22 protein-coding genes and 1 tRNA gene are annotated in these 25,731 nt (G+C 30.0%); 7 read left to right on the forward strand and 16 right to left on the reverse strand.

Annotated elements, in window-relative coordinates; genetic code table 11:
- Positions 1 to 13: 13 nt before the first annotated feature.
- From EO083_RS08270 to EO083_RS08340, 15 genes are all read right to left on the reverse strand, one after another.
- Positions 14 to 1,069: an alpha/beta hydrolase gene (locus EO083_RS08270; protein ID WP_126993748.1), complete on the reverse strand. Its 1,056-nt coding sequence runs from the start codon at positions 1,067 to 1,069 to the stop codon at positions 14 to 16.
- 55 nt (positions 1,070 to 1,124) lie between these two features.
- A tRNA-Thr gene (locus EO083_RS08275) sits at positions 1,125 to 1,201 on the reverse strand.
- 29 nt (positions 1,202 to 1,230) lie between these two features.
- On the reverse strand, positions 1,231 to 1,566 hold the full coding sequence (locus EO083_RS08280; protein ID WP_126993750.1) for a DUF1292 domain-containing protein: 336 nt from the start codon (positions 1,564 to 1,566) through the stop codon (positions 1,231 to 1,233).
- A gap of 68 nt (positions 1,567 to 1,634) precedes the next feature.
- Entirely contained in the window at positions 1,635 to 2,858 is a 1,224-nt protein-coding gene (locus EO083_RS08285; protein ID WP_126993752.1) for a hypothetical protein, read from the reverse strand.
- A gap of 2 nt (positions 2,859 to 2,860) precedes the next feature.
- On the reverse strand, positions 2,861 to 5,347 hold the full coding sequence (locus EO083_RS08290) for a hypothetical protein (protein ID WP_126993754.1): 2,487 nt from the start codon (positions 5,345 to 5,347) through the stop codon (positions 2,861 to 2,863).
- A gap of 18 nt (positions 5,348 to 5,365) precedes the next feature.
- On the reverse strand, positions 5,366 to 6,370 hold the full coding sequence (locus EO083_RS08295) for an AI-2E family transporter (protein ID WP_126993756.1): 1,005 nt from the start codon (positions 6,368 to 6,370) through the stop codon (positions 5,366 to 5,368).
- Positions 6,360 to 7,367, reverse strand: coding sequence for an asparaginase (locus EO083_RS08300; RefSeq protein WP_126993758.1), 1,008 nt, complete (start codon positions 7,365 to 7,367; stop codon positions 6,360 to 6,362). The genes EO083_RS08295 and EO083_RS08300 overlap by 11 nt, the downstream gene beginning before the upstream one ends.
- Entirely contained in the window at positions 7,364 to 8,065 is a 702-nt protein-coding gene (locus EO083_RS08305) for a rhomboid family intramembrane serine protease (protein ID WP_126993760.1), read from the reverse strand. The genes EO083_RS08300 and EO083_RS08305 overlap by 4 nt, the downstream gene beginning before the upstream one ends.
- Before the next feature lie 129 nt (positions 8,066 to 8,194).
- Positions 8,195 to 8,920 (reverse strand): YdcF family protein, encoded by a 726-nt coding sequence (locus tag EO083_RS08310; RefSeq protein WP_126993762.1) that lies wholly within the window; start codon positions 8,918 to 8,920, stop codon positions 8,195 to 8,197.
- Positions 8,917 to 9,348: a flagellar export protein FliJ gene (gene fliJ, locus EO083_RS08315; protein WP_126993764.1), complete on the reverse strand. Its 432-nt coding sequence runs from the start codon at positions 9,346 to 9,348 to the stop codon at positions 8,917 to 8,919. The genes EO083_RS08310 and fliJ overlap by 4 nt, the downstream gene beginning before the upstream one ends.
- Entirely contained in the window at positions 9,338 to 10,573 is a 1,236-nt protein-coding gene (locus tag EO083_RS08320) for a PAS domain-containing protein (protein WP_126993766.1), read from the reverse strand. Before EO083_RS08320 ends, fliJ begins: the two co-directional genes overlap by 11 nt.
- Positions 10,570 to 14,037, reverse strand: a complete 3,468-nt coding sequence (gene smc, locus EO083_RS08325; RefSeq protein WP_126993768.1) for a chromosome segregation protein SMC — start codon at positions 14,035 to 14,037, stop codon at positions 10,570 to 10,572. Before smc ends, EO083_RS08320 begins: the two co-directional genes overlap by 4 nt.
- Entirely contained in the window at positions 14,034 to 15,335 is a 1,302-nt protein-coding gene (gene murC / locus EO083_RS08330; RefSeq protein WP_126993770.1) for a UDP-N-acetylmuramate--L-alanine ligase, read from the reverse strand. The genes smc and murC overlap by 4 nt, the downstream gene beginning before the upstream one ends.
- The gene (locus EO083_RS08335; RefSeq protein ID WP_126993772.1) at positions 15,332 to 16,336 is read right to left on the reverse strand and encodes a UDP-N-acetylglucosamine--N-acetylmuramyl-(pentapeptide) pyrophosphoryl-undecaprenol N-acetylglucosamine transferase; all 1,005 of its coding nucleotides are present in this window, start codon (positions 16,334 to 16,336) and stop codon (positions 15,332 to 15,334) included. The genes murC and EO083_RS08335 overlap by 4 nt, the downstream gene beginning before the upstream one ends.
- The gene (locus EO083_RS08340) at positions 16,333 to 17,286 is read right to left on the reverse strand and encodes a 2-hydroxyacid dehydrogenase (protein ID WP_126993774.1); all 954 of its coding nucleotides are present in this window, start codon (positions 17,284 to 17,286) and stop codon (positions 16,333 to 16,335) included. Before EO083_RS08340 ends, EO083_RS08335 begins: the two co-directional genes overlap by 4 nt.
- A gap of 106 nt (positions 17,287 to 17,392) precedes the next feature.
- On the opposite strand from EO083_RS08340, the gene EO083_RS08345 reads away from it, so the two are divergent.
- Genes EO083_RS08345 through EO083_RS08375 form a run of 7 tightly spaced genes read left to right on the forward strand, consistent with a single transcriptional unit; the run spans position 17,393 to position 24,768 of the window.
- Positions 17,393 to 18,103, forward strand: coding sequence for a SagB/ThcOx family dehydrogenase (locus EO083_RS08345; protein ID WP_126993776.1), 711 nt, complete (start codon positions 17,393 to 17,395; stop codon positions 18,101 to 18,103).
- 44 nt (positions 18,104 to 18,147) lie between these two features.
- Positions 18,148 to 20,586, forward strand: coding sequence for a hypothetical protein (locus EO083_RS08350; protein ID WP_126993778.1), 2,439 nt, complete (start codon positions 18,148 to 18,150; stop codon positions 20,584 to 20,586).
- A gap of 17 nt (positions 20,587 to 20,603) precedes the next feature.
- The gene (locus EO083_RS08355) at positions 20,604 to 22,397 is read left to right on the forward strand and encodes an FG-GAP repeat domain-containing protein (RefSeq protein WP_126993780.1); all 1,794 of its coding nucleotides are present in this window, start codon (positions 20,604 to 20,606) and stop codon (positions 22,395 to 22,397) included.
- A 1-nt stretch (position 22,398) separates the two neighbouring features.
- Complete coding sequence (locus tag EO083_RS08360) at positions 22,399 to 22,791, forward strand: hypothetical protein (RefSeq protein WP_126993782.1); 393 nt, start codon at positions 22,399 to 22,401, stop codon at positions 22,789 to 22,791.
- Positions 22,785 to 23,279, forward strand: coding sequence for a prepilin-type N-terminal cleavage/methylation domain-containing protein (locus EO083_RS08365; protein ID WP_126993783.1), 495 nt, complete (start codon positions 22,785 to 22,787; stop codon positions 23,277 to 23,279). The genes EO083_RS08360 and EO083_RS08365 overlap by 7 nt, the downstream gene beginning before the upstream one ends.
- A gap of 4 nt (positions 23,280 to 23,283) precedes the next feature.
- Positions 23,284 to 24,300 carry a type II secretion system protein gene (locus tag EO083_RS08370; RefSeq protein WP_126993785.1) on the forward strand — a complete coding sequence of 339 codons (1,017 nt, stop codon included), beginning with the start codon at positions 23,284 to 23,286 and terminating at the stop codon, positions 24,298 to 24,300.
- Positions 24,301 to 24,312: 12 nt separating this feature from the next.
- The gene (locus EO083_RS08375; protein WP_126993787.1) at positions 24,313 to 24,768 is read left to right on the forward strand and encodes a hypothetical protein; all 456 of its coding nucleotides are present in this window, start codon (positions 24,313 to 24,315) and stop codon (positions 24,766 to 24,768) included.
- A gap of 26 nt (positions 24,769 to 24,794) precedes the next feature.
- Here the strand turns inward: EO083_RS08375 and EO083_RS08380 are convergent, their stop codons facing one another.
- Positions 24,795 to 25,400: an HAD family hydrolase gene (locus EO083_RS08380; protein ID WP_126993789.1), complete on the reverse strand. Its 606-nt coding sequence runs from the start codon at positions 25,398 to 25,400 to the stop codon at positions 24,795 to 24,797.
- Between the last annotated feature and the right edge of the window lie 331 nt (positions 25,401 to 25,731).

Here is a 25,731-nt window from a genome sequence, read left to right on the forward strand (position 1 = left end):
ACATCCCTCCCGATTAATCGTTTAAAATCTTTATTATAGCATCTTTAAATCTTTTACCCCAAAAATATTCATTGTGTTTTCCATTTTCATCTATTCTAAAATAAATTTTAACAGAAAAATCGTTTAAAAGTTCTTTCATTTTGTTTGCAAGTATTACCATTTCTTTATCTTCAAGTTTTCCTACATCCATATAGATTTTTCCTTTTGGAGGATTATCTTTTATATATTCAAAAATTTTCCTGTTTGCAAAAAACAAAGAAGGACTCATTACAATTGCACCTGAAAATATTTCTGGATATTTTGCCAAGGCATATAAAGATATCAACCCCCCCATAGATGAGCCACCAATGAAAATTTTCTCTTTATTTGTTTTAAAATTATTGTCAATAAAGGGCTTGAGTGTTTCAACGATAAATTTTATGTAGGAATCACCTTTACCACCAGCTTTAAATTTCTCATCATACCATGGGCTATACTCATAAAGTCTATTTTCTGTGTTGTATATTCCAACAACAATGATTGGTTCAATTTTTCCTTTATTTATTAATTCATCTAATGTTTCATCTATTTTCCATTCTATTCCTATAAAAGATGTTTTTTTATCAAATAGATTTTGCCCATCGTGCATGTAAATTACTGGAAGGTTTTCTTTGTGTTTTGGTGGGATATATACAATAATATCTCTAAAATTTTTTAGTTGTGGGGAATAAAAATTTTCATATTTTATTAATTTTCCTTTCATATCACTAAATCCTTTTACAAATAACTTTATTTTAATATTATCCTTAAATATACGTGCAATTCTGACACTTCCAATTTCAGATTTATCTTTACTACCTCTATTTACTGTAAATTTTATAATCCCAGAAAGTTCAGTCTTTAGGATATATTTTCCATTTTTAAATTCAAACTTGAAATTTGGATCACCATATTTCCAACTATTAAAAGAACCAGCTAAAAATATGTCATCTTCAAGTTTTTCTAAGTTTTCTATTTCAAAATATACAGTATATGAAAATATGGAAATTGTAATGGATAAAGTCAGAACTAAGGAAAAGAGTATTTTCAAAAGAAAAGCCTCCTTATATATTATAACACAAAAAGGCCTCTTAAAAGAGGCCTTTTGGAGCAGGCGGTGGGACTCGAACCCACACCCTCCTCCTTACCAAGGAGGCGCTCCACCTCTTGAAGCTACGCCTGCAACCTGAAAATATTTTAACAAATTAACTTTTAATTGTCAATATCTTCGTTTTCATCATCAACTATCTCAAAGTCGGACATTTCTTCAAACATTTTTGCAACTCTGTTAAATTCATCTTCGTCTTCGATAGTATCAAGGAATACGTTTCCTTCTTCATCAACGGTCTTTTTGAATATGTAAAGTTCTCCAAAATCTGTTATTTCTTCGTTTTCCACAAATATTTCTTCACAAGCCCAATAATCTGAACCTTCATTTTCAATTTCGGCTAATAGTATAAAGTTGTGTTCGTTTCCTTCTTCATCATAAAGTGTAAAAGCCTCTAAATGTTCGTGTTCATGCTTATGTTCGTGATGGTGATCATGCATACTCTTCAACTCTCCTCTTTAAAAATTGTTCAGAATAAGTATATCATAAATAAAATTGTTTGTATAGTCTAGATACCGAAGCCAAAGCTAAAACTCAAACCAAATGAGTTTGCACTGAATGGTGAGATATCGTGAGAAATGAGTTTTAAGTTAACATTTAAGTAAATAATGTGAATATCAAACTCGCTTCCAATAGTGTGTACAAATGCTTTTGCTGGATTTATATAATCAATAAAATAATAAGGATACAGAATTTTAAAGTTACCATTAACAAATAATCCTGCTTTCCAGTTGAGATTTGTTTCATCTAATACATAATTTCCTCTAACGCCAAGGTTTATAGTTTTTCCGGAAGTTTGTAAATATGCACTTATATTAGGAACTTCAAAAACAGAAATGCCGTTTTCTTGAAAATTTTCTAGCGTGGTAGTTGCATCAAAATTTGGAGATATATCCAAATTGGAAGCTTCATATGTTAAGGTAGCAAGCATAGTAAGAGTAGTTCTGTATTTTGCAGTAGATGGTTTTATTTTTACGTTGTTTATGGAAAAGCCGAAGTTATCCGAATTATATCCTAATGAAAGAGAAATGCCTAAGTCATTCGTGTCGAGCGAATTGATAAAGTTATTTAAGTCAAAATTATCAGAAGATATTTGATCCAACGGTAAAATTGAATATATACTTGCTTTGCTGTCTAGATTAAAATAGATTTTTGCAGGAGATGATGAAGAAGTGTATTTGAAATATAATGTTTGTTGATCGTTTTTAACAGGTGTATATAGTATAGGGACATAAAAATAGGGAGCGATAAAGATTTTTCCAACGTTTATTGTTAAGCCAATGTTTGAAAAAGAATTTGCAAGCAAAAATCTTTTTCTATCATCTAATTGATATTTATATGTTTTATCTATTTCTATGTCTTTGTTGAGAATAAAATTTTTAATTTCATCTGGAATGAACAATCCAAGATTTCCATCAACATTAAAGAAAGGAGAAACTGCAAAACCTCCAAGTTTAAATGTTCCGTATGCTGAGCTGTTAACTGATGAATAAAATGAAATCTTTTTTATATTGTTTAAATTTAATATTCCTTGATTAAGTAATATATTTAAATCTTTAATTGTTAATAGGTCTTGTTTAAAAAACAAATCAAAATAAAAGTTAGCACCAGCAAGATAGAAATTCTGTTCTAGCACAAGACCAGGATTTGTATAATTTCCAAAAGGATTTAAAACACTCGCAAAAATTGAAATAGATAGCACAAATAAGAATATCAAGGTCATCTTTTTCATAATTACATCCCTCCTTCAAATGTAACGTTTGTTGCAACTTTCAAATCTAATATTAAATACGGTGCAATATCAATAAAACCTTCTGAATTAAATTGTATGAAATTATCTTTAGGTAAGTAAATAGCAATATTTGGAGAATTTATTAATCCTTCTAATTCTGTCTTTGTTAAAGAAATTGTTGGTGTGGATTTTCCAATTAAGAGTTCTTTTCCGTTAATTGAAGCTTTTGCTTCTAATCCAGTTGAATTTTCCCATTTAGCAAACGTGATTGTTGCTGAGTCAATTATATTAACCAATGGAGAAATGTTGCTTAAGTCTAACGAATTATCGTTAGAACTATTGTACAATTCAATATTCTTTGTTGGTGTTCCGGCAAGAGGTATAGATACTAATGCATCAAAACCAAAGATAGAATCTTTTGTTAAAACCCCATCACTTGTCACAAGTGATGCTGATATAGTGATAGGTGAAGCATTTCTAAGCAATTGTTCAATATAATTACCTATGTTAACAGTTCCACTATTTGATGCAATTTCAAATTTTTTATTAGATAATAATAAACTTAAGGTTGCATCTATTGAAGTGTTTGTTGCTACGAATTTTAAGGGCATGTCAATATCTATATCAAGGCTAGAAAGAATATCAGAAGCATCCATTGTTGATAAGTCAACGAGTGTAGTTTGTGGTAATATTTCTAATTTTTGAGATTTTACGTTGAAATTGTCGAGATCAAAATTCGGAATAGAAATTGTCAAATCAATACCATAAGTTTTTCCCTTTTTTATATTCCTTATTATAGGTGTTCCGGTTGCCTCTATAGAAATGTTTATTTGGCTTAGGGAGTTAAAATCAAGAGTGTTTATATTATTACTTATTGTAGCATTTCCAGAATCGCTGAGTAGAATTTCTTTGTTTTCAAAGAAGTTCGATTGGACAATTAACTTTAAGTCAGATATATTAGTTGCTGCATAATCCATGTTTATTACAATAGTTGCATCGACAGAATTTAGAAAATCTTTAACTTCAGTAGGAATTTCAAATGATAAGTTTTGCTTTGAAGAATTTAAAAATTCGTTTGAAATTTTTGCTTGTTCAATTTCAAAATCATCAGATAAGAGCCCAGAAAAAGAAATTTGATTGCCTGTAATTTTTCCTGAGATAGTTTGTAGATTTATAGTAGCCGGCAGAGAAATGCCTGAGAAATCTATGTATGCTATTGTACCTGAAGATGTTATTGAATTAGTAGTCGTGCTATCAAAAACACTTCCAGTAACTTGTAGATCTGAGAGCCCACTAAATTCTAAATTAACAGTGCCTGTTCCTATTTTTGTTTCAATCAAATTTGCTGGAAGCTCTATAGTTTGTCTAAAGTTAATTGGGTAATTTTGTATTTCTGTAATTGAGGTATTTGGAATAATTGAGTAAGTAATCGGTTTTGAAATATCTAAATCTACACTACTTCCCGAAAGTGTCAATGTAGCTTCTATTGTAAGAGGAATCGTAGAACTTATTGATTTACTTTCGTCGAAAGTTACAGGGCTTCCTGAAGCAATGATCTGACTTTCGGATTTAATAACGATTTCTTTTTCTAAATTCAAATTTGTAGCGTTAATTAAAAAGTCAGATAAAACATTTCCAGAAAGTTTTATCTGATATTCTTTAGTATCGAGTGCGTTTAAGGATATAGGTGTTATTGTTACTTTGGAATTTATACTGTTTATACCTGTTCCTTTGTCAATTTTTAAATTGACGAGTTTTACTTCAACATCTGCTGTAGTATATACTTCTGAACCTGTATATGTTCCGACTAATGTTATTGTTTGGCCATTTTCCAGTGTTAAATTTGCAACAGAATCATTGTTTTTAAATTCTTTACCAGATATTATTATTCCCAATTCAAGATCAGGGTTAGTGCTTGTTAAAATTACGTTTCCTGCATTAAAATGTATAGAAGAAAATTTGTCTGTTTCAAATGTTACATCAGTAGACACAGAACTTTGAGAACTACTTAATGGGATCTTAAGTGATAATAGAGATAAGTCATTAAAAGATATAGGATCTAAGTTAATTTCTCCTGTCAGTGATGGAACATTAGGTAAAGTGATCGCAGTTGATTGTGCAACAATATCAAAGGCTTGATCAGCAGAGAATGAAAGACTTACACTATTTTTAAAATTTTCCAAAAAGCTGTTGATTTGTTGTTCAAAATCATTTAGCAAATCTTTTGGTGAAAATTCTATGTTTGTAGCGTATTGCAATGTTACGGGATTACCATTAATAACACTAATACCTTGTTCTTGCATGCTATTAACTAAACTATTAGTGATATCTTTTGTTTCAAATTTAAATGTTGTTATAGGTAACTCTACGTGTTTTGTATACTTGACTTCAATATTTTTAGGAAGTTCATTTGGAATTCTCAATCCACAGGACCAAAATAGAAAAGTTAAAGCTATAAAAGAGATTATTAAATAAATAATTCTTTTCATATAAACCACCTCCAAAAATTAAATTTCAAATTTTGGTTTTACAAATTTTTCCCAATATGCAACAACAAATATCAAAAGTGGAACAGCAAAGAAGGTACCAACAAGCCCAAATATCTGATTAACAATTATTATAGCAATTATCATTAAAACAGGATTCAAGTTAAGATTCATCTTCATAACATTTACAAAAATTATGAAAAGTGCAAGATGAATAGCTATAACAAAAATATTTACAATTATAAATCCTTTTAGGCCGAGTGTTAGTGAAAATAAAAACACAGGTACATACTCAAAAAATACTCCAACTATTGGTATCAAATTTGTTATACCTGCCCAAAATGACAATATAGCTGCAATTTCCTTAAAGTAAAACGATGACACGATATAAAAAGCTATAGCTGTTATTACCGCATTAATTACCACAACGTTTACAAAATTAGAGAGAGTAGAGTATACTTTGTCAAAGAAAGTTGCTACATCGTTTCTAATATCTTTCGGGAATAAATTAGGGAATGTGTTTTTTAACCATGAAGAGTACAGTAGGATGTATATTGTAAGTAGGATTGAGTAGAATATAGTTATAAAAAATGTAGGCGTTCCTTTTGCTACGTTATTTAGCAGAGAAGTTGTCAGATCATTCAATTTTGGCCTTACCCAATTCATAACGTCATTTACTCCGCTGAGAAGTTCGGGGTTGTTCTCTAGATAACTTTCCCATGCTTTATTCTCAAAGACCGAATTTATTGTAGCAATAAATTCTCCAAATTGTTGAGCCACAGATGGGATTATTAATATTATACCATAAATAATTATGAAAAAGTAAATTATCAATCCCAAAATTATGGAACTCTTTGTAGAAATCTTAATGAGTTTAAAGAATTTAGCGATCAGATTCACAATCAAAACAGACATTAATGTAAAAACAAAGATATTTAGAATTGTATCGAAAATAATACAGAAAATAAGAAAAATTAAAGCGTATATTCCAACAAAAAAAGCAGCCTTTAAATCTTTATCCTTCATGTAGTATAATCCTCCTTGAAATGTTGGGTTCAAAATACTGTCTTATTTCGTCTAAGTTATTTGTTTTTCCAAGGACAACCATCAATTTTATCTTTGCTTTTTGTCCTATTGGATGTTCACTCATAATAGCACCTTTTTTCCTCAAATCAGCTCCTCCGCCATCATATCCATACACAGGGTATACTCTACCTTTAAAACATCTTGAGGTAATTATTACAGGTATTTTCTTTTCTTTTACAATTTCCTCAACCGCTTCTGCTACTAATGGTGGAACATTTCCTCTTCCAAATCCCTCAAGTATTATTCCTTTGTAACCTATTTCTGCAGCATATTTTAATAGTCTTCCATCGTCTCCAGTAAAAGTCTTTATTAGTGCCACCTTCTCTTCTATTTTATCGACTAAAATTTTTTCCCTTGTAAGAGATTTTCTGTAAAATATGACATTATCTTCATCAACAATTCCTAAAGGTCCATAGCCTGGAGAGTCAAAAGTTGCCACGTTGCTTGTATAAGTTTTTGTTACTTCTCTTGCTGCGTGGATTTCATCGTTTAAACAAACCATTACCCCCATTTGATTCGCTTGCGGAGATAAAACTGTTAATACAGAAGAATAAACATTTCTTGGACCATCTGTTCCAAGTTCTCCGATATTTCTCATAGCTGCTGTACAAACAACAGGTTTTTCAGATTTTAAAGTCAAGTCTAAAAGATAAGAAGTTTCCTCAAGTGTATCTGTACCATGGGTTACAACAACACCAATAACATCATCATCTTTTTGAATTTCATCTATAGTTCTTGAAAGCTCCCACATTTTCTGTGGAGTCATATGAGGACTTGGTATATTTGAAAATTCTCTGACTTCAATTTTAACACCGAGATTTTTGAGCGAAGGTATTTCACTTATCAAAGCACTACCCTTGTCGTATGGGACTACACCTTGTTCATTTTTAACCATTGCAATTGTTCCACCGGTTGTTAATATTACCACTTTTTTCATATATAATACCTCCTCCTTACCCTACTACCAATAATCATTCCGTATATGAAACCACCTGCGTGAGCCCAATATGCAACACCTGAACCTGTTATGTTAGATAATGTTCCATTTAGAATTTGTATAGTAAACCAAATAAAAAGATAAATAAATGCGGGAATTTCGATTAAAAATGGAACAAACCATATTACCAGGGAGACAATTTTTGAATACCAAAAATTAACAAAGTATGCTCCCATAACTGCGGAAATAGCGCCTGATGCACCTACAAGAGGGTAAGGAGAGAAAAGATTGAAGGCCATGTGGAAAAATAATGCAAATAGTCCACCTGTTAAATAAAAAAGAAGGTAGTTAAAATGTCCCATCCTATCTTCAACATTATCACCAAAAATCCACAAAAACCACATGTTTCCCAGTATGTGTGACCATCCACCGTGTACGAACATATGGGAGACAAAAGGAAAAATAGGGTTTGAATAGATTATATTTTCTATTAGATTCCATTGGTAAACATACTTTATTTTATTTGTTAATACGTGGGTATATCTTAGTGGAACTACACCATAGTTGAAGAAAAATTGTTGAAGCTCGGCGTTATTAAGCATTAGTTCATATAAAAATACAACGATATTTATAAATATAATAGTATATGTAACATACGGTTTTTTTCTACTTGGAATGGTATCATACAATGGAAACATAAACTCACCGTCCTTTCGTTATGGAGTACCATTAAATCGCAAATATAATAGTTGCCAGATTTTTAATAGTATAAAACTACAGATTAAGAACACAATTAACACTATAGAAATCAAGCTTCCTTTTTTCATTTAACCACCCTTTAGAATCCCAAAAAATTCATGAGTAATTTGGGAAAATGTATAAAGTGCTTCTGCAGAGGGAAGGTAATCTAAGAAACTGTTTCTATAGTCTATTGGATAGTCACATACAATAGGAATTATATTTTTTTTTGAGTATTTTTCAAAGAGCATAATACTTCTTTTCATGTGAAGAAATGAAGTTACAAGTATAATATTTTCAAAATTTTTTTCTTTTGATAGTTTTGATACAAAAATTGCATTTTCTTTTGTTGTTCTTGCCTTGTCTTCAACAATTATATCATTAATATTTACACCGAAAGTTACTAAGATTTCTTTCATTATAGCACTTTCGCTAATTCCTTTTCCAATTACACCACCACTAATTATTATTGGAGCATTGGTTTTTCTATAAATTTCAAAGCCTTTTAGAAGTCTTTTAAGCGTATGATTTCCTACTTCATATTTTCCGTCAAAAAAAGTAATACCGCCGCCCAATATTACAATTACCGAATTTTGTGAGTTGGGAATATTTTTTTCTTTTATATAGAAACTTGTTGAGAGAAAATATACGAAAAATGGAGAAGAAATAAGATAAAAAATTATTGATAAAATAAGAAAAAATCGCCAAATTTGGCGTTTTTTTAAAAAGTAATATATAGTTAAGAGAGAAAAAAATACTATTAAAATTCCAGGGAATTGAACAAAGCTTCCAATAAACTTGTACAAGTATATCATTTTTCCCCTCCAAAGAAGTGCTTTCTTTCGGCTATTTCGTCTATATTTTTAATGTCTTTTCTTTGAAGTTCTATATATTCTTTATTTTTAAACCTTTCTTTAAGCTTTTCCAAAGACTTTCTTTCTTTTCTTTTTTCAAGATAGTCTTTTAAAACTTTTTCTTCCATTAATGATATTTCGTAAAGCTTATCTTTTAAGCTTTCTATGTATTTTTCTCCAGAATTTTTAATTTCAAGGAGCATATTTAAATATAAACCGTTTATTTGTTTTCCGAAAATTTCATTGTCCAGAGATTTTAAGTAATCTACGGTTTTTTGAATTTCCTCTTCAATTTTCTTTTTTTCCAGCCTTACTTTAAAAAGCTCTTGTTTTATTAATTCTTCTTGTTTAGATGCAAAGTCAAGCAATTTTTGTAATCTAAATTTCATATTCCTCTAAAAAATTCGAGAGTATTTTTACATATTGCTCTAGAATTTTTTTACTTTCACTTGAAAAGGAAATTCCTGAAAAATTATCTATTGAAATATTTCCTATAACGCTATTTCCAACTTTGAATACTCCCAAAAGGGGTCTAAAATTTGGATCGAACATACCGTATTTTTTAAATGTTTCTGCAAGTGGGCTTGTTGAAACTAGATCTTTTGCACCTTCAATTTCGAATACTGTGTATCCTTCTTTTATCATTTCCTCAATTTTTTGACCGTATGAGGTTTTTTCCGGCGGAAATTCAAGCTTTGTGGCATCTTTGTATCCTACTTCAGCAATACATTTGTACTTTCCATCCTTTATCAACCACACAGTTCCCTTTTCTGCTTCAGGTATAATTTGGACAATATCTTCAAGCACTTTCTGAAGAAAATTCTCAAGTTTTTCTTTTTTCCATGAAATAACAGCTTCAACCATTTTTTCCATGGTTGTATAATATTGTTTTTTTCTTGCTTCATTTTCTATCTTTGACAAAACATTTTCAACCTTTGGTAATACTAAAGGAACTATGTAATTAGTAAGTTTAAGTATAATTGGAGAGCTATTGATAACAACTTTATATTCGTCGAATGGTATGACAATGTATTTTACAGTATTTACACTAAATTCTTTTATTCCTTCCTTAGTCATTGCTTTCAAACACACATTTTCTGGAAAGAAACTTTTTATAATTTCATCATTTTTTATTAATGCATACTTTTCCAAGTGCATTTTTTCTTGAACTTTATCAAGGAGCCTTTCAACAAAAAAATCTTTACTCTCAAGCGGTGAAACTAAAAGTTCTCTAATTATTTCTGATACTTTTAGGTTGGCTTGAAGTACTAAATCGTTAAAATATTTCTTTGTTTCGTCAAATTCAATTCCTGCAACACCGTATGTTCCATCGCCAAGCCTAATTGGAATAACCACGACTCTGAAGAATTTGTCTTTGTATTCTTTTTCATACTCTTGATTTTTTTTCGATTTAATAACTTTTGATTCAATTTTTTCAGAAATAGTATTTCCGAAAATTTTTTGATCGGTTTTTCCTATAACCTTTCTATCATCAAGTTCATAAGTTTTTTTCCATTCCTTGTTAATCCAGACATATCTGAATTTGTTGTCTTTTATAAATGCTGGTGATGGAAGTCTTTCAAAAAATTGTTGTAAATAGAATAGATGCCTCATACTACCTCCTCCAATCTTACTGGAACAATAGTTGAAATGTCATCAACTTTTGTAATCCCAACCATTATTTCTGCTGCTTCCATTACATTTTTCTTGTGCGTTATTAGTAAAATCTGTGCGTTTGAATTTTGCAATAATGTTTTGAATCTTTCAGCGTTAAATTCATCTAATGGAGCATCTGGTTCGTCTAAAACATAAAGTGCACTCGGTTGAGCTTCAAGAAGCGACATTAAAAGCGCAAGGCCGACCAGTGCTTTTTCGCCACCCGACAAAAGCTGCAGCTTTTGTGCTCTACTATTAACTTTTGAAATAACTATTTCTACACCACTTTCTAAAACATTTTCTTTATCAAGAAGTTTAATATCTCCTTTTCCACCAAAAAACAGCTCTTCTATGTATTTTTTAAATGTCTTTCTTACAGTATTAAAGGTATTCATAAATACTTGAGTTGCTTCTTCGTCTGTTTTTTCTATTAATTCAATTAATTTTTGCTTTGCATTTTCAAGGTCCTTTTTTTGAAGCTCAAGCTCTTCGTATTTTTTTACAACTTCTTTGTATTCTTCTTCTGCTTCAAAATCAACTGGTCCGATGTATTTTATTTTATTTTCAATGTCATCCATTTCTTTTTTTATGTTATTTACCTCATCTTTTGAAAGCCTTATGACCTTTCTGTATTTTTCATCGATATTTTCAATTTTCATCTTCTTGGCCTGAATTTCAAGCTCAAGAGAGTGCATTTTTTCCCTGATCTTCTCAGTTTCTTCGCGTAGTTTTTCCATCTTTTCTTCCGCTTCTTTTAGTTCTTTAACTTTATCATTTTTTCCACTTTTGTCTTCATTCATGCTTTTAAATAAAGCTTCAGTTTCTGATTTTAATGTATTTAATTCTTGCTCTAATTCTTTTATGTTTTCTTCAATTGAGTCAATTTCGTCTTTCAAACTTTTTGCTTCTTTAGAAAAAGTGGATATTTCTACTTCAATTTCATCTTTTCTTTTCAAAGCTCTTGTAATTTCACCTTCGTATTGTAATTTCCTTTCGTGTAACGATCTAATTTCACTTTGAAGTTCCATGTATTTTTCATTAATCTCTTCCAGTTTTTCTTTATCTTCAAACATTTCTTTGTTTGAATCTTCCAACTCTTTCTTTAAAAGCTTTAATGTATTGTTAGAATTTTCTATTTCAGACTCTATAACTTTTATCCTTTCACTCATTCCTTGCACTTTCAATGAATAATCATTTTTTAACTTTTCAAGATTTTTAATTTCTTTACTCAGTTCATTTTCAGACCTTATTAATTCTTGTAATAGTCTTTTTGAAGATGAGCTTTTGCTTGAATATTCTAAAAGTTCGCTGTTTACTACTTCACTGTAATTTCTAAGTTCATCTAGCTTTATCTTAAGACTCTCTAGTTTTTTTATTATTTCCGTTTCTATCCTTTCCTTTTCAGTAAGTTCGTTTTTTAAATTTTCTAGTAAGTTTTTCCTAGCAAGGAATGACGTAGAATTTTCATATTTTCCTCCCGTCATTGCACCACTTGAACTTATTATTTCACCATCTAAAGTTGCTATTCTTAGATTGTGTTTTCTTTTTATATCCACAGCAATATCTATATTGTCTACTACAATGTCATTTCCAAATAGGTAATTTAATAATTTTTCCTTTTCGGCTATTTTTACTTTTACAAGATTTTTGGCAAAATCAATTGCATTTTTTGGAAGATTGATATTTGATGACTTTGTTGATATTAAATCCAAAGGTATAATAGTTACTCTACCAATTTTTTCGTTTTTTGCAAAATTTAATATTTTTTTTGCGACCTCGGCACTTTCAACTACTATATGTTGTAATCTTCCCCCTAATAAAGCTTCTATAGCCTCTACATATTTTTCATCTGTTTCTATAATGTTTGCAACGACGTCAATAATACCGGGAAATTGATCTTTTTGTTCAAAAATCCTTTTAATAGCATTCGAAAATCCTTGATATTCATTTAGTTGCTTTTGAATGACAAAAATTTCAGATTGTATTTCCTTTTTTCTGTGGACAATTTTTTCAAGATTTTCTTTTAAAAATTCTCTTTGACCTGCTATGGATTGCATTTCCTGTTTTAATTGTTCTATTTCTTCAAGCAATTCCTTTGTCTTTTTATCATATTTTTCTGAGTTTTGCGAAAGCTCACTTATTTCTTCGTTAAGTTCTTTTGATCTTTCTAGCTTTGTTTCAAGCTGTTCTTCAACCATATTTAGTCTTTCCGTCAGATCAATTATTGATTCTGTTAGAGACTTTTTTTCGTTTTCAAGTTTATTTAAACTTTTTTCTAGTTCATCGTATTCATTTTTCTTTTTTAAAAGACTCATCTCTTTTTCAGAGTATTTTGAAGTTAATAAATTTCTTTCTTCTTCTACTTTTGATAAAATTTTTTCTTTTTCAAGGAGTTCTTTTTTTAAACTTTCAAGAATTAGATGTATTTCTTTTTCCCTTTCTGAGATTCTTTGAGTTTCTTCTTTTAGTGAATCAATTTTTGCCATTTTTTCAACATAAATGCTTTTAAGATCGTTAAGTCTGTTTGTATATGAGTTTTTGAGTTCAAGCAGTTGGTTTTGTCTTTGCTTTTGAGTTTCAAGAAGACTGGTGAAGTCCTCCATTTTCTTATTTAATTTGTTAAATTCTTCTCTTAGTATTGACCATCGACTTTCTGTTTCTGCAAGTTCATTCATCTTTTCTTTATATAGATTTTTATTTTTTAAATATTGTTCTTCTAGTTCTTTTAGCTTTTCAGATTCAAAGGTATAAATAGCTCCAAAATATTTTTCTTTTAATGCTTCTAACCTTTCAGAATATTCTCGGTATTTTTCAGCCTTTTTAACCTTTATGTATAGACTTTTTTTATTTCGCTCAATTTCATAAATTATATCTTTTAGCCTTTCTATGTTTGCTTCTGTACCTGCAAGCTTTGAAAGAGCTTCTTTTTTTCTTTCAATATATACTGATGTTCCTGCAGCATCTTCAAATATTTTTTTAAGTTCTTGCGGAGTTGCCATTGCTATTTTATCTATTTTTCCTTGACCAATTATTGAAACAAGAGCGTTAGATCCCAGTAAGGCTGTTATATCTTTAAGACGTGCACTTTCCCCATTTAAATAGTAAGTATTTTCTCCACTTGCATCCAATTTTCTCGCTATTTTATATTCTTGACCATTGAAATCGAATGTAAGTTCCACAAAAGCACTTCTTGCTGAAGGTGTTTTTCCATTTCCTTTAAATATCATGTCAAATTTTTCTGAAGCTCTTAATTGCTTAAGTGAGTGCTCTCCAAAGACCCATTGTATAGCTTCGACAATGTTTGATTTTCCTGAGCCATTGGGCCCAACAATTGCTGTTATCCTAGGAGATATTGGAATCTTTACGGGTCTGCCAAAGGATTTAAATCCATTTATATAAATTTCCTTCAGCTTTATGCTCAAACTTTTAGCCCTCCTACTTTTTCTTTAAATTTCTTTGAAATTTCAATAATATCTCCTGCACCTGCAAAAATATATACTCCTGGTTCTGAAGGCAATATTTGCAGCAATTCTTCCTTTTTTTGAACAAAAATAGCGTCATTTATCTTTTCTACAATTAATCGAGCGCTAATACCATTTTTTGATTCAAATGCACCGTAAACTTCAGTAATGTATATCTTATCTGCTAATGATAAAGCTTCTGAAAAATTCTTCCATTCTCTTTTTAGCCTTGAGTATCTGTGAGGTTGAAAAATTATTGTAATTTTTTGGTCTTTAAAAACGCTTTTTGCCGTTGAAAGTAAACTTTTAATTTCTACTGGAGTGTGAGAATAATCATCTATTATTACAATGCCATTTTCATTAAATGATATATCAAACCTTCTTTTCGGAAGCGAAAAATCAGAAAATGCTTCTAGTACCAAATCTTTTTCATATCCCATTTCAAAGAGCAATGAAATTATTGAAAGTGCATTCAGTGCGTTATGAACCCCTGGAACGCTTAAAATAAAACTTTTCTCTCCGTATGGTGTATTTATTGTAATTTTTTGAGAAAATTTGTTATTTTCTATTTTATTTATTTTATAGTCCCCATCATTTAGCCCAAACTTAATTGAATTATTTATTATATTATTTTCAACATTGGACACACATATTTTAACATTTTTGCATGAATTTTCAAAACAACTGTTATAATGTTGTAAATTTTTGAAATTTTCTATGTGATCTCCCCGAATGTTAGTTATAATGAGAAAATCAGGGTTATAGTTTTCAAAACCTGGTTGACTTTCATCCATTTCAAAGACTGCTATATTGCTGCCTTTTCTGTAGTTTCCATGTTCTAACATTGGGTGCGTTGAGCCCAAAAATACTGTGGGATCCTTTCCAAGTTTTAACAAAACATGAGCAAGCATAGCAGTTGTTGTAGTTTTTCCATCTGTTCCGGTGATACCAATTTTAGTGTATGGTCTTAAGATAGATATATGGTGTTCTAGCCTTGAAATAACAGGTATACCCTTTTCTTTTGCTTTTTTTACTTCCACGTTATCTTCAGAAACTGCTGGAGTTCTAACTATTAGATCTGCGCTATCAATATTTTCTGGAAGATGTGATTTGAAAACTTGAATTCCAAGGCTTTTGAGATAATTTACACGTTCCGATGAATATGGGTCGGTTCCTGTAACTACATTTCCTGAGAAATGTTCGTGTATTGCTTGTGCACTCATTCCAATTCCACCAATTCCAAGGAAATGAATCTTCATTTTAACACCTCGTTTTTAATTTCTTTTGCTATTAAAATTGCTGGATTTGTCTTTGTTGAAACTTTTCTTTCGCGGTTTGAAAGCTCGATAATTTTCTTAACTATTTCGTCAATATTTGCATCTTTTTCTCTAATAACATATCCTAATCCAAGTTTTTCAATTTGCTTTGCGTTTTCTATTTGATGTGATTCGGTTGAGCCTTCCCATGGAATTATTATCGAAGGTGTATCAAAGAAAATTAATTCACTGACTGTTGTTGCACCACCTCTTGTAATAGCACATGAAACTGCTTTATAATAATCTGACATGTTTTCAATATAGTCCAAAATTGTTAAATTTTCACTTTTACAAGGTACTTCTTTTCTTCCACTTGATAATATAAAGTGATAATTCTTTAGTTTATTTGAAAGCTTGCATGCAAGTGAATTTAAAAATTCACTGCCACCGCTTCCTCCAACAATCAGAACGGTCTTTTTTTCAAAATTCAAATTTTCTTTATGGCGTATTAGTATAGGATTTCCAGTTACAACAATATCTCTTTGAAAGTATTTCTTAGATTCTTCAAAAGACACAAAAACTTTTTTGGCAAAGGAAGATAATTTAATATTTGCAAGTCCAGGAATTACATTTTGTTCTTGGATAAAAAGTGGAATTTTTAGTTTTTTTGCAGCTATTCCAACAGGATAGCTTACATATCCCCCTGTTACAAATACAATGTCCGGTTTAAATTTTTTGAGCTCTCTTAGAACAATATTTTTGGCTTTAAAGATTTTAAAAAGCCTTTTTATATTTTCAATAGAATAAATAGGTCTTTTAAGACCTTTGATTTTTAGAGAAACTGTTTTGTAATTGTAATCTTTTAAGACTTTTTCTTCGAGTTTTCCTGAAACTGTGAAGTATAGAACATCAATTGGAGTGAGCTTTTCAAGTTCTTTTAGAACGGCAAGTGCAGGATATAAATGTCCCCCTGTTACCCCGCCTGCAACCGCTATTTTTATCATTCTTTCCACACCAAATTTCTTGGAATTTTTCCCTCTAATGCATCTATTATATTTTCTGCAACCATTATAGACATCTTTTCTCTTGTCTTGTATGTTGCAGATCCAATATGTGGTAGTAGTACTACATTATCTAATTTTTCTAAACCTTCAGTAATTTCAGGCTCATTTTCATATACATCAAACCCTGCCCCTGCTATTTTTCCATCTTTTAAAAGTTCGTACAGTGCTTTTTCATCAACAATCGGACCTCTTGCCGTATTTACAAGGATGGCATTTTTCTTTAAAAGACTTAACCTTTCTTTATTTAGAAGATGATATGTTTCTTTGGTAAGTGGGGCATTTATGGAAATATAATCACTTTCTTTTAATAAGGTCTCTAGATCCACATATTTTGCGTTGTATTTATAATCATCTTCTGCCCTTTTTCTGTTATGATATATGATTTTCATGCCAAATCCCATTGCTCTTCTTGCAACTGCTTTTCCAATCCTTCCCATTCCAATAATTCCGAGTGTTTTCCCATATATTTCATATCCAAGAAACAGATTTGGTTTCCATCCTTCAAATTTTCCTTCCCTTGTGAATTTGTCAGCCGGAATAATTTTTCTTGCTACAGCAAGAATTAAAGCCCAAGCAATATCTGCAGTTGCTTCGGTCAAAACATCTGGGGTGTTTGTGATATATATTCCTTTTTGCTTTGCATGTTCCACGTCTATGTTATTAAATCCAACAGCATAATTTGCTATTATTTTCAATTTTCTCCCTGCGTCTATAAATTCTTTATCTACAGGATCCCTAAGTTGTGTTACAACTGCATCCGCATCTTTTACACGTTCTATCATTTCTTGCTTTGTCAAAAATCTTTCCCCTTCGTATACATCAACATCGAATTTTTCTTTTAATAGGTTTATTCCAGGTTCAGGTATTTTGTAAGTTATAAAAACTTTCATTTAATAACACCTCCCAAAAGATTATATCATTAATTCACAAATTTTGAGTAAAAATTTTAAAATTTTTATTTGCAAAATCTGATATACTCTTAGTGGAGGTGTAAATGTGAAAAGTAGAGAATTTTTAAAGTCTAACTGGAGGCAAATAAAAGATACTGATAGAGAAAAAGGTATTGAAAAACCGGAGGTTGAAAAAGATTGTAAAAAAATAATTAAAGTTCCAGATTTTGATTTAGGAAATAAACCTCTCAGAGAGGTTATAGAAAAGAGAAGGAGCATAAGAAAATATACGGATACACCTATGTCACTACAGGAATTGTCGTTTTTACTTTGGGCAACGCAAGGTGTTAGAAAGTATATTCAAGACAAAAAAATAGTTTTTAGAACAGTTCCTTCAGCAGGTGCAACTCATCCATTTGATACTTATTTGGTTGTATTTAATGTAGAGGGGTTGGAAAAAGGTATATATAGATATGTATCATTAAAACATGGACTTTGTAAAGTTAAAGAAGGAGATTTTAAAGATAAAATTATAGATGCAACATTAGGGCAGCAGTTTGTTGGAAATAGTGCTGTAGTTTTTGTTTGGGTTGCCGTTCCATATAGAACGGAGTGGAAATATGCAAATGAATCTTATAAGGCAATTGCAATTGACGTAGGACATGTTTGTCAAAACCTTTATCTTGCAGCAACAAGTATAGATTGTGGAACATGTGCGGTAGCTGCATATGACCAAGAGAAAATGGATAGTTTAATTGGTGTTGATGGTGATAATGAGATGGTAATTTACCTTGCACCTGTCGGTAAAATTGTGTGATATAATTATTTTAACAAAATAATATTAAGAAGGGGAGAAGAAACGTGAAAAAATTTTTGTTATTTATTTTTATATTATTTTCGGTTGTGTTGTTTTCAAAGGCTTTGATTTTTGAGCATGCTACAGTTTATTATCCGGAAGGTTATGAAGACCTTGCAATTAAGGTAGGAAGCATCTTTGAAGATATTAGAGATGATGTAGTAAGTATGTTTAAAAATGACCCTGGAAGAATTAATATATCTATAAAAACAAAGACTACGATAACTAACGGCTATGCAAACCCGCTTCAGAATAATACAATTGTAATTTATACTTGGCATCCTACTGGAGTGATGTATAATTATCTTCCTCTTGATGATTGGTATAGGTATCTCTTAATACATGAATTTACTCACATTGTAACTCTTAAGCCAAGTGACGGTATTTTAAAAACACTTTCGGATTTAAAAATGCCGTATACTCCAAGCTTAGGAAAATTTTCGGTTGAGGCTCCAACAGTATTTGCTGAATCAAGTTTTTCAGAAAATTCCGGAAGATTAAGAAGCCCGGTGATCTCAGATGCCCTTTTTTCGACATTTGGTGGGACTTTTCCTCAAGACAAAATTGCAAATGATTTTAGAGTAGGACAAGTTTTTTACAATGGAAATGGAGGTTTTTTTGAGTATCTTGTAAAAAAGTATGGAATGGAAAAGGTAAATAAATATTTAAAAGATTCTATAAATAAATCGTATAGTTGGTTGGAAATTATGCTGAATATTTCAATCCCATATGTTTCACTTATAAGACTTCCTGAAATTTTTACTGATGATTTTAGAGCACATTTTGGAAATAATTTTGAGGATGAAGTTTCAGAGTGGCTTAGTAGCTTAAACATAAAGTTTGATGGAGAAAAAATATATGAGGGTAAAAATGAAAGAATTTACAAAATAGAGAAGGTTAATAATAAACTGTATATTTTAAAGAGTAAGTTTGGGGCTGCAACAGGATATTTGGGCAATCCAATAAATGAGTTAATTGTATTAGAAAAAGGGAATATACTAGCAAAATATAAACTTTCTGCATTGGACTTTAAAATTGATTCTGGAGAAATTTACGCACTTGTGTCATCAAACAATAAGACAGAAATATGGAACATAGGCAAAAATGAAAAAATTGTGGATGGATTTATTAGTGCATTTGATGTGCTTGATGGCAAAGTCATTTATTCAATTTATGATGATAAGTCTGATGAATCAATAATACATGGGTTGAATGAGGAAATAGTTGTAAATGGATTTATAAGAAGCCTTGCATTTGATGGAGAAAATTTGTATTACTTGGTGGGGAATTCTCTTTACAAGGATAATAATTTAATAGACAATTATTATCTTAAAGGTGCCTTTTTAAAAAAGACAAATGATGGAATATATGTAACTATGAAATTTGATAATTACATGGAATTACTTGATGTAAAAAATTTTAGATTACTAAGCAAAGGTCTATATGCATTTGATGGAGAAGTTAGTAAAGATGAAGTTTACTATGTAAGTTATAGTCAGAATGGAATGGCGGTATATAAGACAAAGTTGTCAACAAGTACTATAGAAAGTGTAATAGCAAAGAATTCAAAATTAAATGATTATACATTTAGAAAAGCAAGTTTTTTGGAAGAAAAAAAGTATAATTTTGTACCATCTTTATTTGCACCATTTTTCTTAACAAGTTCTGCTTTGGGAGATTTCGGAGGGTTTGGAGGTTGGAGTGTTGGTAGCATATTTGATTTTAAAACTTCAATAGATTCTGATCTTGTTTTGGCACCTTATTATTTAAGATACTTTAAAGATTATACTAATTTTTACAATGAATATGGCCTTGGTTATGCCTATTTGTTATATAAGGATAGATTTAGCATATTAAATGCTGGACTTTTTAGAAATACGGAAGATTATTTTTATGGACTTACAGAAATTTCATTTGTGCCTTTTGTCTTTAGAGTGGGTTATAACTCTAATTTATCGTTAAATGTGAATGCTTCAGGTTTTTATTTTGCAACAGGAACGACCCTTGACTATAGCTTTAACTTTACTCCAGGTATTGTATATTCTAATAACACTTTTTCATCTAGTCTATATTTAACAGTTTACTCACAACTTGGAAATAGTGAAGTTTTTTCATTATCTTCTGGTGTTAATATGTTGAATATTCTTAATGAAAATTCATATGTATATGGGAATTTACTGTACAATTTTGAAACTTCTACATATTCTTATTCTGGAATTTTTATTTCAAACATTTTCCCATTTTACAAGCAATCTGGAATAGGTGTAGGCGTTAATGGGAAAAATGATTTAAATGGTCTATTTTATGTGTTTGTTGGTTTTCCAAATAGTAATCAGTTGTATTTACAGAGTGGATTTGAGATGGACATGAGTGGTAAGTTAACTCTGTTTTTTGGAATGGGAACTAAGCCACATTCTTTTTATTTTATTAATGAAGTTTATTAGTTTTAGAGGTGATTTATATGAAAAGATTTATATTCTTATTTTTGATTTTTTTCGTTTTAAATTATTTATTTGCAGATGTTTATACTGCAGAGTTCCCTGTTTCAAATTGGAGTCAGCAATATCCTGAAAAGGCATGGGGAGCTATTTTTGTAAAAAATGTTTCAACACGTGTTGTTGATAAAAAAATAGTTGCTGTTAACAAATTTGAAATAACCAGTATTTTTGCTACCCCTTCTTCAGAAGAATTTTCCCAAGTGGCAGGAACTTTTGGAATAGATTATAATAATGATGGTTTTGCGGACATAGTTTCTATGACTTATGATGGAAAAATTTATTTTTATGAAAATAAATCAGATGAAAATAACTTAAAATTTGAAAAATATGGACCAATTGAATTACCTGATCAAAAAGAATTATTTTATGGAACAATGTCAGTAGATGATTTTGATGGTGATGGAAAAATAGATTTGTTTATTTATGGTTGGGATAGAGAGGATATTTTTTATTCGGGATTTTGGAAAATATATCCATCTCATAGAGCATATTTTATTAGTGATGTTGTAAGTGTAGTAAAAAATAAAGAAAAAAGTAACAAAATTGCATCTGAATATATTAATATACACGAAAATGTAAAAAATGACTTTTACACTAGTTGGACAACTTCAGCTATGGCATCATATGATTATAACGGAGATGGATATAAAGATATAATTTATATTGATTTTAGAGGAAGAGTTTGGGCATGGCTAAATAATCCCAAAAAAGGAAATGATAGATTTTTCGATACAAGTAAAATAGTATTGTTATTCAAAGTTCCTGAGTTGGATTCTAAAGGTGGTGGTGGAGTTTTAGATGTAGGAGATTTAAATAATGATGGAACAATAGATATTGTAGTTGGCCACACAGATAAAAAAAGTATTTTTGTATATTTTGGAAAAATTGTTAATAATCAATTGACATTTGATGAGGATAGACGATTGGTTTTAACTAAAGATGATGGAAAATTAAGTGAATATGTTACAACAGATGCTTCAATAACAAATTCAAAATCTCCAGAAACTCTTCCTAGTTTTGCACCAACCATTATAAAGATAACAGATGTGGATAGGGATGGATATAAAGACATTTTTATTGGAACAGATGCTTGGAGGCAAGAAAAAGATTTTGGGGGAAGTGTGTATCTTTTTAAGGGAGTGGATATAACACCGGACAATAAACCTAAATTTTTAAGCTTAGAACTGGTACACGGTAGTTATTCAAAAGATAACAATCCGCCTTACGATTTTGATGCTGGAACAATTGCAGATTTGGATAACGATGGGATACCTGACTTTGTTGCAGCTGATGGGAATCACTCTGGTAATTACTATAAAATAGTGACTCAAACTCAGAAAGTATATGAAACTGCCCCTGGATATTTAATAAGTGATTATCTTCCTAATCTTGTTGGAATTTTACCAAAGGATCTTCCAAATAATTTTGTTAAGAGAATAAAGGTAAATATTGGTTTTGATTTGTCTTTGGGAAACGGTTCGTTTGAGATTAGATATATAAAGAGTGGAATAAAAGATCCAAACCTTATTGACCCATTTAGCTACCCTTTGATGCCTGATGCTAGTGGGGCAGTAGTAGAAAATTTTACCACGGAGATAGAATTTGATAAACCTATTCCAGATCCACAGATAATAATAATTTTAAAACCTGAAAGTCAGTTTTCTGCGCCACATTTAAAATATTTAAAGTATGAGATTGAAACAGCTCCATCACAAGTTATTATTAAAGGATTTAATTGGAATAGAGGGGATAATTAATATGAAAAAAGGATCACTGCTTGTTGAAGGTTTAGTTACTTTGATTATAATAGTTTTTGCATTCGGTGTTGCTTTTGTGCCATCGTGGAGTCTTTTGAGAAAAACAAAGGAAAATTCAGAATTAATATCTCTTGAAGAGTTACTTTTAAACAAATGTGAAGAACTTACATATTTGAATGTATCGAGCATAGTTCCACAAGAAAGTTATGAAGAGTATAATGGCGTGAAGTATAAAGTTAGTATTTCTAAAAAAAATATTGAAAGCAGTGACATATTTACTCTAACTTCAGATTCAACTTTTATTACTTTTCCTGAAATAACAATAGTTACTGTAAGGATTGAGACTGAAGATGGAAAGTATATTGAAACTCAGGTGGTGCCTCAGCAATGGTAAAAAGACATCAAGGATTTACGTTAGTAGAATTGTTAATTGTTATTGTAATAATTTCAATTCTAATGTCTGTTTCTTTTGTTGGCTTTCAAATGATGTACAAAAATTATTCCACAGAGTCAAAATTGAGTGGAATTTTACAAAATCTTCTTTTTTTGTTTATTGATGCAAGAAGAACGGCTATTATTGAAGATGATGTTGTGTGTATAAAATATGCTAATGGAGAATTTAGCTATTTTATAGATAGCGATTTAGACGGGGTTCCAGATTCAAATGTTATTTCATCATTTAAAACTAATGAAAATATTAAAGTATACTTAAATGATGAGGAAAAATCTTCTTTTTTAATTTATACTTACGACAGTTTATTTTTCAAAAACAACTCCGGAGTGTTTGAAAACTCATATTCAAACACTGAAATAAAAATATCGCTAGATTCAAGAGAAAAGATTTTAAAGATTGAAAATTCATTACCAAAGGTTTTGGAGTGATAAGATGAAAAAAGGATTTACTTTTTCAGAGCTTTTAGTTTCTATGTTGATAATAGCAATAACTTTTCAAATAGTTTATTATATTGTTGATAATTCGGTTGAATCATATAAAAATTCAAAGATAAATCTTCAAAATTTGTATGCTGAAAGTTCTATTTCACTTCTTTTCGACATACTTGAAAATGAACTAAAATATGCTGGAAGTGGAGGAGAACTTTTAAAAAAATTGTATAAACCTGATTTTGTGCCTGGAGATCAAGGAAGTTATACACAAAAAGGGGGCCTCTTTTCTCAAGTTACAGATCATTGTAAGATTGCAAATTCAATAGATTATTATGAAGATTCTCAAAAAAAAGAATTTTATATTACATATGTTGTAACTTATAAGAATTTTTTTGTTAGAAATGGTGATGGCACCTACTCCCCCTTGTATGGTGGAGATGTTGGAAATATAAATTGGGTAATAATTAAAAACAAACTTTCTTCTTCAGCAGATGGCTATTATACAAGAATTGCAAAGATAGATGCAAACAAACTTTCAGGTCCTGGAACTTATCCTGGTGAAATTACAACATCAGATATATTCGATTTTAAAGAGATAAACCTTGCAAAGACTAATAAGACACTCAGTTTGAGGGATGAAGACAAGTATATTTATCCTTTGTATGAAAAATCGGCATCTTTTACAGGTTATCCTAGTGCAATGATAAAGCAAACAAAGATAGTTTTTGAAAAAGAGAGTGGAAAAATTTATATGGAAAGATATTTTCCAACTCCCGACGCGACTTCAAATGTTTATATTTCAAATATACTTGAAAATGTTAAAGAGTTTGATATAAATGCAATGTATTATAGCAATGGTATAAAAGAAAAACCACTATCTGAAATAGACTCAAGTTTTGATTTTTCATCCATATTTGCTTTAAAGTTTATTTTGACATGGAATGCTCCCTGGAAGTATAAAAATAAAGATTTTAAAATAGTAAAAGAAAGAATTGTTGTTTTAATTCCAAACTTATAGGGGGAAAAGTATATGAAAAAAGGAATTATTAATATTTCATTGGGAATAATTTTGATATTTTTTTCAGCTTTGTCAGCCCTTTTGCTTTCATATCTTTTTAAAGATGCCATAAATGTAGAAAAGAAGATAATTGAGACGGTGGATAATACATATTCGAAAATACTTTACATTTCTGGGGCAAATATTTGGAGGAAGTTTTTAACAGAAAATGCAGCGTATTGGGATGATATACAAGCAGAATTAAAGGATGCAAGTATTTCTGGTAATTCTACAAGAACTCAGATGGTTCTAAATACATTTTTGGAATATAATTTAGGCTCCCAAAAAAAATATGATTATACTTTGGTTTCAACTACAACTACTTATATTTTTGAAGAAAAATATATAAATGTTATTTTTGAAATTCTGAAAGATGGTGTTAATGTCTCAAAAGGAATGTCTTTTGATTTTGGATGGCCAGGAATTTAATTAAAAATGGGGTAGCTTCCCCATTTTTACATTTCTATTTTTAATATTTTTGAAAGTTTGTTTTTTAATTCTTCTGGTCTTTCCAAATGAATTGTTTTAAATCCAAACTTTTCCCCTGCCCTTATATTTTCTATTTTATCATCTATGTACAAACTTTCTATAGGGGTTATTTTATATTTTTCTATAAGGATCTTGTATATTTCATCTTCAGGTTTGATTGATTTTACATGGCTTGATATTACCATTCCATCAAATAATTTGAAAAAATCATATTTTTCATACACTTTTTGAAAAGCAATTTTGCTAAAATTTGATAAGATGTATAGATTATAGCCTTTTTCTTTTAGTGTATAAAGAAGGTTTGTATTTTCTTCAATTGGGGTGAGTAGATCTAAAACTTTATTTTTCATGTGCTCAATTTCTTTTTTATATTCAGGATATTGATTTAATTTATTTTCCCAAAGTGTTTTTTCATCAATAACACCTTTGTCCATAAGGTTCCAATCATTAGTGTTGAATACTTTTTCCAGTAAAAAAGAAGTTGTCTTTTCATCAAAAACTTTTTTCATATATTTTTCAGGTTCCCAGTTAATAAGAACCCTTCCAAGATCAAAAATTATATTCTTAATCATTTTTAAACCTCCTCGATTCTTCCATCTTAATTCACATTTTGCTTTATAACATTATAGTATGGAAAATTAATTTAGACAATAACTTAAAAAAATCTCCACTTTTTTAAACGTGGAGATTTTTTGTATGATAACCATTAAATGTATATTCTTTCAATTCCTACAAGGTAAGGTACAAACCATAGATTACATTACACCCTGGCCAAAGTAAAAATTATTTTTCAATCAATCTAATCATCTTAGGATGAGCAGTGAGTGTGTCTATTAACATTGTTAACTGCTGACCTAGTAACATATATGTAATCTGTGCCTTTAGCGTCCTTTCATTCATTCC

Origin of the sequence: Thermosipho globiformans, from assembly GCF_003990895.1 — a bacterium.
Classification (GTDB): domain Bacteria; phylum Thermotogota; class Thermotogae; order Thermotogales; family Fervidobacteriaceae; genus Thermosipho; species Thermosipho japonicus.

What these genes read in the sequence shown, in the direction of transcription:
- EO083_RS08370 (WP_126993785.1), top strand. Translation starts at nt 23,284, where the DNA reads ATGAAAAAAGGATTTACTTTTTCAGAGCTTTTAGTTTCTATGTTGATA.
- EO083_RS08320 (WP_126993766.1), bottom strand. Translation starts at nt 10,573, where the DNA reads ATGAGGCATCTATTCTATTTACAACAATTTTTTGAAAGACTTCCATCA.
- EO083_RS08310 (WP_126993762.1), bottom strand. Translation starts at nt 8,920, where the DNA reads ATGATATACTTGTACAAGTTTATTGGAAGCTTTGTTCAATTCCCTGGA.
- EO083_RS08340 (WP_126993774.1), bottom strand. Translation starts at nt 17,286, where the DNA reads ATGAAAGTTTTTATAACTTACAAAATACCTGAACCTGGAATAAACCTA.
- EO083_RS08300 (WP_126993758.1), bottom strand. Translation starts at nt 7,367, where the DNA reads ATGAAAAAAGTGGTAATATTAACAACCGGTGGAACAATTGCAATGGTT.
- murC (WP_126993770.1), bottom strand. Translation starts at nt 15,335, where the DNA reads ATGAAGATTCATTTCCTTGGAATTGGTGGAATTGGAATGAGTGCACAA.
- EO083_RS08380 (WP_126993789.1), bottom strand. Translation starts at nt 25,400, where the DNA reads ATGATTAAGAATATAATTTTTGATCTTGGAAGGGTTCTTATTAACTGG.
- EO083_RS08295 (WP_126993756.1), bottom strand. Translation starts at nt 6,370, where the DNA reads ATGAAGGATAAAGATTTAAAGGCTGCTTTTTTTGTTGGAATATACGCT.
- EO083_RS08285 (WP_126993752.1), bottom strand. Translation starts at nt 2,858, where the DNA reads ATGAAAAAGATGACCTTGATATTCTTATTTGTGCTATCTATTTCAATT.
- EO083_RS08305 (WP_126993760.1), bottom strand. Translation starts at nt 8,065, where the DNA reads ATGTTTCCATTGTATGATACCATTCCAAGTAGAAAAAAACCGTATGTT.
- fliJ (WP_126993764.1), bottom strand. Translation starts at nt 9,348, where the DNA reads ATGAAATTTAGATTACAAAAATTGCTTGACTTTGCATCTAAACAAGAA.
- EO083_RS08355 (WP_126993780.1), top strand. Translation starts at nt 20,604, where the DNA reads ATGAAAAGATTTATATTCTTATTTTTGATTTTTTTCGTTTTAAATTAT.
- EO083_RS08290 (WP_126993754.1), bottom strand. Translation starts at nt 5,347, where the DNA reads ATGAAAAGAATTATTTATTTAATAATCTCTTTTATAGCTTTAACTTTT.
- EO083_RS08375 (WP_126993787.1), top strand. Translation starts at nt 24,313, where the DNA reads ATGAAAAAAGGAATTATTAATATTTCATTGGGAATAATTTTGATATTT.
- EO083_RS08280 (WP_126993750.1), bottom strand. Translation starts at nt 1,566, where the DNA reads ATGCATGATCACCATCACGAACATAAGCATGAACACGAACATTTAGAG.
- EO083_RS08360 (WP_126993782.1), top strand. Translation starts at nt 22,399, where the DNA reads ATGAAAAAAGGATCACTGCTTGTTGAAGGTTTAGTTACTTTGATTATA.
- EO083_RS08335 (WP_126993772.1), bottom strand. Translation starts at nt 16,336, where the DNA reads ATGATAAAAATAGCGGTTGCAGGCGGGGTAACAGGGGGACATTTATAT.
- EO083_RS08365 (WP_126993783.1), top strand. Translation starts at nt 22,785, where the DNA reads ATGGTAAAAAGACATCAAGGATTTACGTTAGTAGAATTGTTAATTGTT.